Source organism: Conyzicola sp. (assembly GCF_057073975.1).
Window position 1 is genome coordinate 20,158 of sequence record NZ_JBXMIS010000043.1, and the last position, 12,807, is coordinate 32,964.

The 12,807-nt window shown below is 68.2% G+C and carries 12 protein-coding genes; all 12 read left to right on the top strand.

Annotated features, from left to right (window positions below; all coding sequences use genetic code 11):
* Positions 1–119: 119 nt before the first annotated feature.
* On the top strand, positions 120–1,058 hold the full coding sequence (locus AC14A7_RS03930; RefSeq protein WP_484006582.1) for a TadA family conjugal transfer-associated ATPase: 939 nt from the start codon (positions 120–122) through the stop codon (positions 1,056–1,058).
* Positions 1,055–1,906, top strand: coding sequence for a type II secretion system F family protein (locus AC14A7_RS03935; RefSeq protein ID WP_484006583.1), 852 nt, complete (start codon positions 1,055–1,057; stop codon positions 1,904–1,906). Before AC14A7_RS03930 ends, AC14A7_RS03935 begins: the two co-directional genes overlap by 4 nt.
* 125 nt (positions 1,907–2,031) lie before the next feature.
* Complete coding sequence (locus AC14A7_RS03940; RefSeq protein WP_484006584.1) at positions 2,032–3,255, top strand: hypothetical protein; 1,224 nt, start codon at positions 2,032–2,034, stop codon at positions 3,253–3,255.
* Positions 3,256–3,527: 272 nt separating this feature from the next.
* On the top strand, positions 3,528–3,692 hold the full coding sequence (locus tag AC14A7_RS03945) for a DUF4244 domain-containing protein (RefSeq protein ID WP_484006585.1): 165 nt from the start codon (positions 3,528–3,530) through the stop codon (positions 3,690–3,692).
* Positions 3,693–3,699: 7 nt separating this feature from the next.
* On the top strand, positions 3,700–3,984 hold the full coding sequence (locus AC14A7_RS03950; protein ID WP_484006586.1) for a TadE family type IV pilus minor pilin: 285 nt from the start codon (positions 3,700–3,702) through the stop codon (positions 3,982–3,984).
* The gene (locus AC14A7_RS03955) at positions 3,981–4,310 is read left to right on the top strand and encodes an Rv3654c family TadE-like protein (protein ID WP_484006587.1); all 330 of its coding nucleotides are present in this window, start codon (positions 3,981–3,983) and stop codon (positions 4,308–4,310) included. Before AC14A7_RS03950 ends, AC14A7_RS03955 begins: the two co-directional genes overlap by 4 nt.
* A 92-nt stretch (positions 4,311–4,402) precedes the next feature.
* Positions 4,403–7,183 carry a type I DNA topoisomerase gene (gene topA, locus AC14A7_RS03960; RefSeq protein ID WP_484006588.1) on the top strand — a complete coding sequence of 927 codons (2,781 nt, stop codon included), beginning with the start codon at positions 4,403–4,405 and terminating at the stop codon, positions 7,181–7,183.
* Position 7,184: 1 nt separating this feature from the next.
* Positions 7,185–7,799, top strand: a complete 615-nt coding sequence (tmk, locus tag AC14A7_RS03965; protein ID WP_484006589.1) for a dTMP kinase — start codon at positions 7,185–7,187, stop codon at positions 7,797–7,799.
* A 10-nt stretch (positions 7,800–7,809) separates the two neighbouring features.
* Entirely contained in the window at positions 7,810–8,988 is a 1,179-nt protein-coding gene (locus AC14A7_RS03970; protein ID WP_484006590.1) for a DNA polymerase III subunit delta', read from the top strand.
* Positions 8,989–9,011: 23 nt separating this feature from the next.
* The gene (locus AC14A7_RS03975; protein ID WP_484006593.1) at positions 9,012–10,511 is read left to right on the top strand and encodes an alpha/beta hydrolase; all 1,500 of its coding nucleotides are present in this window, start codon (positions 9,012–9,014) and stop codon (positions 10,509–10,511) included.
* Positions 10,512–10,577: 66 nt separating this feature from the next.
* Positions 10,578–12,122 (top strand): alpha/beta hydrolase, encoded by a 1,545-nt coding sequence (locus AC14A7_RS03980; protein ID WP_484006591.1) that lies wholly within the window; start codon positions 10,578–10,580, stop codon positions 12,120–12,122.
* Positions 12,123–12,159: 37 nt separating this feature from the next.
* Complete coding sequence (locus tag AC14A7_RS03985) at positions 12,160–12,777, top strand: TetR family transcriptional regulator (RefSeq protein WP_484006592.1); 618 nt, start codon at positions 12,160–12,162, stop codon at positions 12,775–12,777.
* Positions 12,778–12,807: the final 30 nt, after the last annotated feature.

Here is a 12,807-nt window from a genome sequence, read left to right on the forward strand (position 1 = left end):
CCCCAACCATGTGTCGCTGTGGCGGCGTCCGTTCCCCCCAATGGACGCCGCCCCTCTGTTTAATCACGTCTTTGCTAACTCAGGTTCTTGGCAACAGGCTGGTTTTGTATCGTGCGCGGGTGACATCCTCGAGTTCCGCATTCGTCGCCTCCGTCTCTGGCGGGGCTCTCGTGCCCTTCCGATCCGTTGAGGCTTTCGGAGCACTCGCGTTTCTGGTTGGCGACGGCGGGGTCACGGATGTCTTCGCCAACGGCGCGGGCGAGGTGTGGGTCGATCGCGGGGCCGGTCTCGTTCGCGAGCCGGTCGACCTCGACGAGTCGTCGCTCCGCGAGCTCGCGGTGCGACTCGTGTCGCTCGGGGGCCGCCACGTAGACGAGGCCTCCCCGTGCGTTGACGTTCGACTGTTCGACGGCGTTCGGGTGCATGTCGTGCTGCCACCGATCTCGCCGCAGGGAACCCTCGTGTCGATCCGCATCCCCTCCCGCACCCGCATCACGGTGAGAGACCCGCGCCTGCTCTCACTCGTCGCCTCCCGCGCCAACCTGCTCATCACCGGTGCCGGCGGCAGCGGCAAGACGACCCTGCTCGCGGCGCTCCTGTCGGTTGCCGACCCGACCGAGCGCATCGTTGCCATCGAGGATGTCGCAGAGCTGCGCGTCGAGCACCCGCACTTCGTCTCGCTCGAGGCGCGGCAGCCGAACCTCGAGGGCGTCGGCGAGGTCTCTCTCGCCCGCCTGCTGCGGGAGGCCCTTCGCATGCGTCCCGACCGTCTCGTGCTCGGCGAGGTGCGCGGGGCGGAGGTGCGGGAGCTGCTCTCCGCGCTCAACACCGGCCACGACGGAGGGGCTGGCACGCTGCACGCCAACTCGCTCGCCGATGTGCCGGCCAGGCTCGAGGCTCTCGGCGCCCTCGCGGGCATGAGCGACCGGGCGATCGCGCGACAGGCGGTCAGCGCCATCGGGGCCGTCGTGCACCTCAGGCGGGTCGACCGGGTTCGCTCGATCGAGGCGATCGGGCGACTGGCCATCGGCTCCGACGGGCGACTGGTGGTCGCGTGAGCAGCCTCGAACCGATTGCACGGGTCGCGCAGCGGTTGTCGGTGCTGCTCGCGGCGGGCGTCGCGCCGGCATCCGCGTGGGGCTACCTCGAGGCCGGGTCGCATCCTCCGGTCGGGGAGGATGTGGTGCACTCGCTGCTCTCTGACGGGCATCCTGCGTGGCGCGGAATCGCGGCGGCGTGGCGGGTGGCGACGGGTGCAGGGGCGCCGCTCGCGCCATCCCTCGCCCAGTTCGCGGCCGGGCTGCGCTCCCTTGCCGACGCCCAGCGCGACACCGAGGTCGCGCTCGCGGGGCCAGTGGCAACATCGAGGCTCGTCATGGCCCTGCCCGCGGTCGGAGTCGTGTTCGGGATGCTGCTCGGCTTCAACACGCTCGGCACCCTGCTGACCACCGCGCCCGGCATTGCCTGCCTCGTGCTCGGCACGGTGCTGCTCGTCGTCGGCGCCCGCTGGAATCGCCGGCTCGTGCGCCGCGCGCAGCCGGCGGATGTGCTGCCGGGCCTCCCGCTCGAGCTGCTCGCGATCGCGGTCTCTGGCGGCGGTTCGCTCGATCGTGCCGTCTCCTCGGTGGCCGCCGCGCTGCGGGAGTGCGGTCTTCCGCCGCTGGGTGGAGCCGCCGACGGGATCCTCTCCCTCTCGGTGCGGGCCGGGGTGCCCGCTCGGGCTCTGCTGCTTGCCGAGGCCGACGATGCGCGCCGCGAGGCGCGCGCTGCCGCGCAGTCCGCCGCCGCTGTGCTCGCCGTGAAGCTCATGCTTCCGCTGGGGCTGTGCGTGCTGCCGGCGTTCATGGTGCTCACGGTGGCGCCGATGGTGATCGCCATCGTGTCCTCAACAGTCGCCGGGTTCTGAGCGTCGACCTCGATGACTTGTGTGGGATCGTCTTGGTCACGAACTTGCAGAAACTGTACTGGGATCTTGTCTGCTCACCCAGAGATCAATACCACCTCGTCGGCGGGTAGGGCTACCGTCAGAGCATGTCCGAGCTGACCCCGATAGACGCAGAGATTGAAGCCGCCTTCGCCACCGCTGATTCAATGATCGAGGCCTATCTCGGTCTGGCCGACCGGCGCAAGGTGGGCGACGTCCACAACACGCTCTACGATGACCTCCTTGAATTCGCCAACTTCAGAGTAGAGACCGCTTCCTCGGTGGTGCTGCTCGCGCGCAATGACCGCGTCTCGGATGCGCTCGGGCTTTGCCGCTCTCTGCTTGAGCATGTTCTGCTCTTGCGGCTCCAATGTCGGGGTAGCCGATACTTCGAGATCGAGGCACTCAAGCAGCGAACGCCGAAGGAATGGAGGGATGCACTTCTGGAAGCTCGCACGCAATTGGCGACCCTGCACGCTAACGGAGAAGCAACTCACTGTGTCTCAGTGCAGCGCTACCCGCGAGGCAAAAAACAACTCATGTGGGTCTACAAGGGGCTTCGCAGCGGCGAAGAAAACGATGATGACGTGGTGTCGATCCACTATTTCCATTTTAGGAACTTCCGGCCAGGGACAATGCGCCTCGACGACGACAAATACATGAGCCACACCCCCAGGGGCTGGCCGGAATCGAAGGATCTGCGTGCCTCAAAGCTGCGCCATCAAGAGGAGGCGAAGTTCCACTATCAGCACTACCTCTCGTGGGGTGGGCTGGTCACATGCCTAGGCAGCAACGAGCTGGCGACAGAGGCGGAGATCCTTCGCATAGAGGCGCACTACACCTTCCTCGGGCAGTATTTGCATCCCACTCACGATGCAGCCCGCGACCTGCACGAGAAGGCGAATTTCCACAACGGGCGCACTGCCGTCGGGATGGATGCGGCCTATACTCGCGTCTCAGTACTCCTTGCCGCGCTCTATGCTGTTTGGCTGCTCCGGAGCGTGTTGGAGGAGATCTCCGACATGCTCGACAACGCTCCGCCTAAGTACATTTCTGAATCCGGAACCGCGCCGATCCGTGTGCTGATCGATTCCGTCCCAAATCGCTTCGGGTATTTCTGGTTCATCTCCAATGAAGCACCCCTATGGGACCGATACAACCACGCGGTTCATGTAGCGACAGACGAGGAGCTTGAGGCCGTCGGTGGCTACGCGGGACTGCCGACCGCGGGCATCCTCTTCGACTCGGATATCTACGAGCATCTGAAGCACGCGCTCGGCGGATGGAGCAACATCCGCGTGGGCGCCTACGTTTCGCCGCTGGCAAGCTGACGGCGTTTCCGATGAAAATCTGGTTTGTCCACAGCCAGCCGGTCAGCCTCAGAGTTCGCAGTTCGGGGCTGTTCTCATGAAGTGTCGGAACCTGCTCCCGTTGAGTCTGTGAGCGACTTCAGAAAGCAGTTTGCGACAGTTCGCGGTGTACGCCGCTCATCCACAGGGTTACGGATAGGCGAATCGCACACGGATCGTGGGTCAAGGTGCGGGACTGCGACGGCTGCCCCGCAGACTTGACCCGCTCGTGCCACTCGAGACAGGAGTGAAGCATGAAGCGATGGAACGACGACGAGGGCAGCGCGACCGCCGAGTACGCGATCGCGACGATGGCAGCGGTCGGCTTCGCCGGCCTGCTCGTGGTGATCATGCGCAGCGACGAGGTGCGCGGCATCCTCGAAGACCTCGTGCGCAATGCGCTGTCGTTCGGGGGATAACGGGTCGGTGACCGCCGAGTTCGCCGCGGTCGTGCCGGCCGTGCTGCTCGTTCTCGCCTGCTGCCTCGCCGGGCTGCAGCTCGCTGGCCAGCAGGTGCGACTGCAGGATGCCGCGGCGGCCACCGCGCGCTCCCTCGCGCGCGGCGACCCCGCACCAGCAGTCGGCAGCGCCGTGATTGCGACCCGTGTGGACGGCGCGCTGCTGTGCGCCCGGCTCACCGCCGCGTCCATCGCCCCGCTCCTGCCGCTGCAGCTCAGCGCAGAGAGCTGTGCTCTGGCGGGAGGGCGGTGAGAGACAGCGGTGCAGGCAGCGTTCTCGCGATCGGCATCATCGGCGCTCTCGTCATGCTTGCTGCGACGGCGATACCTCTATATGCGGTGCTGGCAGCGAGGTCGGCGGTTGCCGGTGCAGCGGATGCTGCCGCGCTCGCGGCGGCCGACGTGCGGGTCGGGGTGACCGGGGGTTTTCCCTGTGATGTGGCGGGCGAGGTCGCTGCCGCCAACGGCGTCACCCTCACCGCCTGCGAGGTGGACGGCTATGTCGCGACCGTCTCCGTGGAGCGGTCTGTGCTCGGCATTCCGATCACGGCGAGGGCCACCGCCGGCCCTGCTCCCTGACGCAACGATTAGGCAGCGACCCGGTACGTGTGTGTATGGTGTCGCTCGCGGGGGTACTTTGGCCATCCGCGCTTGTGTATATAAGGAGAACCGTGCCTGGCACGAAGAAACTGGTCATCGTCGAGTCGCCTGCCAAGGCGAAGACGATCGGGCAGTACCTGGGGGATGGCTACGACGTTCTGGCGTCGGTCGGGCACATCCGAGACCTCATCGAGCCGAAAAACCTCCCGCCGGAGCTCAAGAAGGGCTCGCTCGGCAAGTTCTCCGTCGACGTCGAGAACGGCTTCGAGCCGTACTACGTGGTCTCCGACGCGAAGAAGAAGACGGTCGCCGACCTCAAGCGCGCGCTCAAGGATGCCGACGAGCTCTACCTCGCAACTGATGAGGACCGCGAGGGCGAGGCCATCGCGTGGCACCTCCTCCAGGTGCTCAACCCCAAGGTGCCGGTCAAGCGCATGGTCTTCCACGAGATCACCAAAGACGCGATCGAGGCCGCCAAGAACAACCCGCGCGAGCTCGACACCGCGCTCGTCGACGCGCAGGAGACCCGCCGCATCCTCGACCGCCTCTACGGCTTCGAGGTCTCGCCGGTGCTATGGCGCAAGGTCGGCCCCGGCCTGTCTGCTGGCCGCGTGCAGTCGGCCGCGACGCGACTCGTCGTCGATCGAGAGCGCGAGCGCCTCGCCTTCCGCAGCGCGAGCTACTGGGATCTCACGGCCACCCTCGCGCCGTCGAAAGACAGCGTCAAGGACTCGTTCGACGCCAAGCTTGTTCGCGTCAACGGCACCCGCATCGCCGCCGGCCGCGACTTCACCGACAAGGGCGTGCTGAAGTCCGAGGCCATCGCGCTGGATGAGGCGGCGGCCGAGGCCATCGCCAGCGCCATCCGCGATTCCATCGGCGGGGTCGCCGTCACGAGCCTCGAGTCGAAGCCGTACACCCGCCGCCCCGCAGCGCCGTTCACGACGTCGACCCTGCAGCAGGAGGCCGGCCGCAAGCTGCGCTTCAGCGCCCGCCAGACCATGAGCGTGGCGCAGGGGCTGTACGAGAACGGCTACATCACCTACATGCGAACGGACTCGCCGAACCTGTCGCAGCAGGCGATCACGGCCGCGCGATCGCAGGCCGCGTCGCTGTATGGCGCCGACACCGTGCCAGAGAAGCCGCGCCTGTACACCGGCAAGAACAAGAGCGCGCAGGAGGCCCACGAGGCAATCCGCCCGTCGGGCGAGACCTTCCGCACGCCGAGCGAGCTCGAGTCGGTGCTGCGCGGCAACGACTTCAAGCTCTACGACCTCATCTGGAAGCGCACCGTCGCCAGCCAGATGGCGGATGCCCGCGGGTCGACCGCGACCGTCACGATCGAGGCCAGCGGCCTCGCCATCCCGACCGAGGCCGCGGGCGAGGTGCGCAGCGCCGAGTTCTCGGCGAGCGGCACGGTCATCACGTTCCGCGGGTTCCTGCATGCCTACGAGGAGAGCCAGGACGAGGAGCGCGACGCTGCGGCAGAGCCGACCGAGGCCAAGCTGCCGCAGCTGACCGAGGGCCAGGCGCTTGCCGCGCTCGAGGTCGACGCCAAGGGCCACGACACCACGCCGCCGCCGCGCTACACGGAGGCGAGCCTCGTCAAGGCACTGGAAGAGCTCGGCATCGGCCGCCCCTCGACCTACGCGGCGATCATCTCGACCATCATCGACCGCGGCTACGTCACGCCCCGCGGCCAGGCCCTCGTGCCCAACTGGATCGCGTTCTCGGTGGTGCGCCTGCTCGAGGAGTACTTCAGCGACCTCGTGCAGTACGACTTCACCGCGTCGATGGAGGACGACCTCGACCGCATCGCCGGGGGAGAGGCCGACCGCGTCGAGTGGCTCACCGGCTTCTACTTCGGCAACGAGAAGCACCGCGGCCTTCGCACCGTCATCGACAACCTCGGCGAGATCGATGCAAAGGAGATCAACTCCATCCGCATCGCCGACGACGTCACGCTGCGCATCGGCAAGTACGGTCCATACCTCGAGGCGCCGAGCGACGACCCAGAGGTTCCGCGCCGCATCAACGTGCCGCAGGACCTCGCGCCAGACGAGCTGACACCGGAGAAGGCGCGCGAGCTCATCGACGCCCCCATCGTCGTCGACCGGGTCATCGGCATCAACCCGGAGAACGGCAAGGAGATCGTCGCGAAAGACGGTCGCTTCGGCCCGTACATCACCGAGCTGGAGCCAGAGGCCCCACCGGCAGAGCCGGAGTTCGTGCTCGATAAGAAGACCGGAGAGCTCAAGGAGAAGAAGCCGAAGAAGGTCGTTGCCCCCAAGGCGCGCACGGCATCCATCTTCAAGACCATGAACCTCGCGACGGTCGACCTCGACACGGCCCTCGCGCTGCTCAACCTGCCGCGCGTCGTCGGTGCCGACCCAGAGACGGGGGCCGAGATCACGGCCCAGAACGGCCGCTATGGGCCGTACCTCAAGAAGGGAACGGACACCCGGTCGCTGCCGAGCGAAGACCTGATCTTCACGATCGACGTGCCCGGTGCCGTCGAGCTCTATGCGCAGCCGAAGTACGGCAACCGCGCGGCGTCGAGCGCGCTCGCCGAGTTCGCCGACGACCCGGAGAGCGGCAAGCCGATCAAGATCAAGGACGGCCGCTTCGGCGCCTATGTGACCGACGGCATCACCAACGCCACCATCCCGCGGGGAGAGCAGATCGAGGACATCGACTACGACCGCGCCGTGCAGTTGCTCGCCGACAAGCGGGCAAAGGGGCCGGTCGTGAAGAAGACAGCTGCGAAGAAGCCGGCCGCGAAGAAGCCTGCAGCCAAGAAGCCGGCAGCTGCGAAGGCTACGGCTGCAAAGGCCACGGCCAAGAAGGAGTAGCGTGCCAGGCCTCTTCATCACGCTCGAGGGCGGCGACGGCTCGGGCAAGACGACCCAGCTCGCGCGACTCGTGGCGTTCCTCACGGCGGCGGGCCACACGGTCGTCGAGTCCCGTGAGCCGGGCGGCACAGAGCTCGGTCTCGAGCTGCGGCAGATCGTGCTGCACCGCCGGGGCCACATCGCCCCGCGGGCAGAGGCACTGCTCTATGCGGCCGATCGGGCGCACAACATCGCGACGAAGGTGCGACCGGCCCTCGAGGCTGGCAGCATCGTGGTGCAAGACCGCTTCATCGACTCGTCCGTCGCCTACCAGGGCGCCGGCCGCGTGCTCGACGCCGACGAGGTGCGTGGCATCTCCGTGTGGGCGACCGAGGGGCTCACCCCCGACCTGACCATCCTGCTCGACCTCGACCCGGCGGTGGGCCGAGCGCGCATCGCCGGTGGCGCCTACGACCGCCTCGAGGAGGAGAAGAGCGAGTTCCACCACCGCGTTCGCGAAGGCTACCTCGCCCTTGCCGCGGCCGAGCCGGCGCGGTTCCTCGTGCTCGACGCCACCCGCGATCGTGACGACCTCGAGACCGAGATCCGCAACCGGGTGTCAGCCCTCCTCGAATAGGATTTCGACCATGGGGCTGTGGGATGAGATGACGGGGCAGTCCGAGGCGACCGCCATATTCTCTGCGGCGGCAGCGGCATCCACGCTCGGGGCCAACGACGCGGCGATGACGCACTCGTGGCTCATCACCGGCCCTCCCGGCTCTGGGCGCAGCAACCTCGCCTTCGCCTTCGCGACGGCACTGCTGTCGAACAACGCCGAGGGCGACGAGGCGGTGCGGCGGCAGGTCGAGGCGCGCACGCATCCCGACCTCGCCGTGCTCAGCACCGACCGCGTCATCATCTCGATCGACGAGGTGCGCCAGCTCGTCAGCACGAGCCAGTTCTCGCCGTCGGTCGGCCGCTACCGGGTCGTCATCATCGAAGACGCCGACCGCATGACAGAGCGCACGTCCAACGTGCTGCTCAAGGCGCTAGAGGAGCCGCCGCCCCGCACCGTGTGGGTGCTGTGCGCGCCGAGCGAGGCCGACCTCATCCCGACCATCCGCTCGCGCGTTCGCACGGTGCAGCTGCGCGTGCCGTCGGTCGCCGACGTGGCAGAGCTCATCCACCGCCGCGACGGTGTCGCGCTGGATGTCGCAACGCGCGCCGCGCGCGAGGCCCAGTCCCACATCGGCATGGCCCACCGTCTCGCCACGAACGCCGACGCCCGTGAGCGTCGCGAGCGCACCATCCAGCTCGCTCTCTCGATTCGCTCGGTCAGCGGTGCCGTGCTCAGCGCGGCGACGCTGCTGCAGCTCGCCACCGACGACGCGAAGGCCATCACAGAGGAGCGCGACGCAGAGGAGCGCGAGGGCGCGCTGCGCAGCCTCGGCATCGAGCCGGGCGGCACCATACCGCCGGCCCTGCGCGCGCAGCTCAAGAACCTCGAGGAAGACCAGAAGCGCCGCGCGACCCGCAGCCTGCGCGACGGTATCGACCGCATCCTCGTCGACCTGCTCTCGCTGTACCGCGACGTGCTGCTGCTGCAGCTGGGGGTCGAGGGCGAGGCGATCAACGAGGCGATTCGCCCAGACCTCGAGCGCGCCGCGACCGAGGCGACCGCGCCGCAGACCCTCGCGACGATGGATGCCATCGCCACCGCCCGCAAGCGCATCGCCGGCAACGTGACGCCGGCGCTCGCCCTCGAGGCGATGCTCGTCACCGCCATCCGCAGCGCCGCGGTGCCGGCTCGGGGCGTGCGCGCGTGAGGCGGGCGCTCGCGGTCGTCGTCATGGTGGCGATCGTGCTGCCGCTTTCCGGGTGCTTCGATGCCTTCCTTCCGCCGGAGGTGCGGTCGACCTCCACCCCGACCGGCGAGACCGTCGCCGCCGACCTCGAGTCCTTCTACTCCCAGGAGCTGCACTGGGAGGGCTGCGGGTCTGGCCTGCAGTGCTCGACCGCCGAGGCGCCGCTCGACTGGAGCGACCCGCAGCGAGACACGATCGAGCTGGCCCTCTCCCGCCAGGTCGCTACCTCGGGAACCCCGCTCGGGTCGCTCCTGGTCAACCCCGGCGGGCCGGGCGGCTCTGGCTACGACCTCGTGCACGACAACGTGGACTTCGCCACGAGCGAGCAGCTGCAGCAGCAGTTCGACGTCGTCGGATTCGACCCCCGCGGTGTCGGCCGCTCGACGGCGGTGCAGTGCTACGACGACCCGGCGAGCTTCGACGCGTACCTCTTCGACCTGCTGCCGGGCGACTACGGCAGCGACGAGTGGATTGCCGCGTACGAGCAGGCGAACGCCGAGTTCGGTGCCGACTGCAAGGAGCACACCGGTGAGCTGCTCGGCTACATCGACACGGTGAGCGCGGCCCGCGACCTCGACCTGCTGCGCGCCCTGCTCGGTGACACCACGCTCAACTACCTCGGGTACTCCTACGGAACCCTGCTCGGCGCGACGTACGCAGAGCTCTACCCCAACAAGACCGGCCGCCTCGTGCTCGACGGCGCGATCGACCCGTCGACGACATCCTTCGAGGTCTCCCTCACGCAGGCACAGGGATTCGAGAGCGCCCTTCGCTCCTACCTCGCCGACTGCATCTCGGCGGGTGGATGCCCCTTCCGCGGCTCGGTGAGCGAGGGCATGACGACGATCCGCACCCTTCTCGACCGGCTCGACGCGAGCCCGCTGCGCAACACCGACGGCCGGGAGCTCGGCAGCGCGACCATGACCATCGCGATCATCTACCCGCTCTACTCGCGCTCGAGCTGGAGCGCGCTGACCGCGGTATTCGAGGAGGTCATGTCTGGCTCGGCGGAGTACGCCTTCGAGGTGGCCGACGGCTACTACGGGCGCCAGGCGGATGGCGACTACTCCAACAACTCCACAGAGGCCTTCCTCTCGATCAACTGCCTCGACTACCCGGCGAGCGGCGACCTGGCCGAGATGCACAGCGAGGCGCAGCAGCTCGCCGACGAGGCTCCCGTGCTCGGCCCCCAGCTGGCGTACGGCGGCGCGATCTGCGCGAAGTGGCCGTACCCGCCGACGGGGGAGCGGGGTCCGATCGCTGCCGCTGGCTCTGACGACATCCTCGTGATCGGCACGACCAACGACCCCGCCACACCCTATGTGTGGGCGCAGCGCCTCGCCGACCAGCTGGAGAACGGGCACCTCGTGACGTACGACGGCGAGGGCCACACGGCATACAACAAGGGGTCGAGCTGCATCGACGCCGTCGTCGACGCCTACCTGCTCGAGGGCACCGTGCCGACCGTCGACCCACGGTGCTGATTGCAGGCACAGAGCTCAGTAGACGCTCAGAACTTCAGGGTCAGGGCTGACGGTACGCTTGCGCGCATGAGCAACACTCGCCTGGCCGGCGCGCTTGCCGTCGCCGCCGCCATCGCCATCACCCTCACCGCCTGCAACCCGCTCGACCTGCTGCTGCGCGACGAGTCGCCGCGGGTCTCCACGCCCACCGGCGAGAGCGTCGCGCCAGAGCTCGAGCGCTACTACAGCCAGGTGCTCACGTGGGATGACTGCGGCCAGGGCGCCCAGTGCACCACGGCCGTCGCCCCGATGGACTGGGCGAACCCGTCCGCGGAGACCGACATCGAACTCGCGCTCACGAGGCACGTCGCCCTCGGCACGGCGAGTGGCTCCCTCTTCGTCAACCCGGGCGGGCCGGGCGGCTCCGGCTACGACTTCGTGCACGACGCGAGCTCGCTCGACTTCGCGGTCAGCTCCGGTCTGCAGCGCCACTTCGACGTGATCGGGTGGGATCCGCGCGGCGTCGGCCGCTCCACCCCCGTCACGTGCCTCGACGACGCGGGGCTCGACGAGTTCCTGTTCGGGCTGCCCGCATCCGAGCCGGAGTCCCCGGAGTGGGTCGCAGAGCTCACGCAGGCCTCGATCGAGTTCGGCCAGGCCTGCCTCGACAACACGGGCCCGTCGCTCGGCTTCGTCGACACGGTCAGCACGACGCGCGACCTCGACCTGCTGCGCGCCATCGTCGGCGACACGACGCTCAACTACCTCGGCTACTCCTACGGATCGAAGATCGCGACGACCTACATCGACCTCTTCCCTGCGAAGGTCGGCCGGCTCGTTCTCGACGGAGCCCTCGACCCGTCGCTGAGCGACTCCGAGGTGCTCGTCACCCAGACCGCCGGCTTCGAGAAGTCGCTGCATGCCTATCTCACGGCCTGCCCAGAGCTCGACAACTGCCCCTTCACCGGCGTTGCCGATGTCGATGCCCCACGCATCGCCGCGCTCTACGACAGCCTCAACGAGAACCCGATCCCCGGGGCCGACGGGCGGCTGATGGACGGCGGCGTGCTCGACCTGGCGACCTCGGCCGCGCTCTACAGCGAGGAGAGCTGGCCGTACCTCAACGACCTGTACACCGAGGTCGAGGCTGGCGGCACAGAGACCGCGTTCCTGCTCGCCGACTTCTACTACGGCCGCGAGGGCGGCGAGTACGTCGACAACTCGTTCGAGTCGTTCATCGCGGTGCAGTGCCTCGACTCCGCACCGGTCGTTGACGCTGCCGAGGTGGCGGCGCAGAGTGCTGCGCTGGTCGCCGCGGCTCCGACGTTCAGCCGGCCGTCCATCCTCGGCGATGTGCTCTGCGCCAACTGGCCGTTCGCGACGACCGGCCCTGCGCCGGCCCCCGCCTCCGGTGAGGGCGCAGACCCCGTGCTCGTCATCTCGACCACGGGCGACCCCGCGACGCCGTATGGATGGGGTGTCGCCCTCTCGCAGCAGCTCGCCAACGGCCGCCTGGTCACCTTCGACGGCGAGGGGCACACGGCATACAACAAGGGCTCCGACTGCGTGAACGATGTCGTCGACGACTACTTCATCCGCGGAACGGTGCCAGAGGGAGCGACAGAGTGCTGACGCGGCACAAACTTGCAGTCTGTGCAATAATTATCCCATGACGATCGACACTCCGGAGCCCGGCCTCCGCGAGCGCAAGCGACTCGCCACCTTCCGTGCGATCCAGGTCGCCGCCGTAGACCTCGCGACGAAGAACGGCGTCGACGGCGTCACGATCGACGACATCAGCCGCATCGCCGACATCTCGCCCCGCACCTTCTTCAACTACTTTCCGTCGAAGGAGGCCGCGCTCGTCGGCGAGGGGCCGCAGCTGCCCGACGCCGAGGCGGTCGCGCGGTTCGTTGCCGCTGGCAAGGAGCCGCTGTTCCGCAGCATCGCCACCTTCCTCGCCCAGGCCACAGAGCTCGCCGCAGAAGACCACGAGCTGCTCACCGCCCGCCGCACCCTTCTCAAGCAGCACCCGAGCCTGTTCGCCATGCGCATGGGCACCATGCGCCACTTCGAGAGCGACCTGCAGGCCATCATCGAGAGGCGACTGGATGCCGACGGCGTCGCCGCCGGGCCAGAGCGCGAGTCGCGCGCACGCCTCATCACCCTCGTCGCCTTCGCCGCCATGCGCCACGCCTGGGCGTGCTGGGCCGACAGCGGCAACGGGCCAGACCTCGCCACTCGGCTCAGGGAGTCGTTCGCCGAACTCGAGAGCCTGCTCGCGTAAAACCCGCGTGATTGTTCGGCTAAGCTTTCA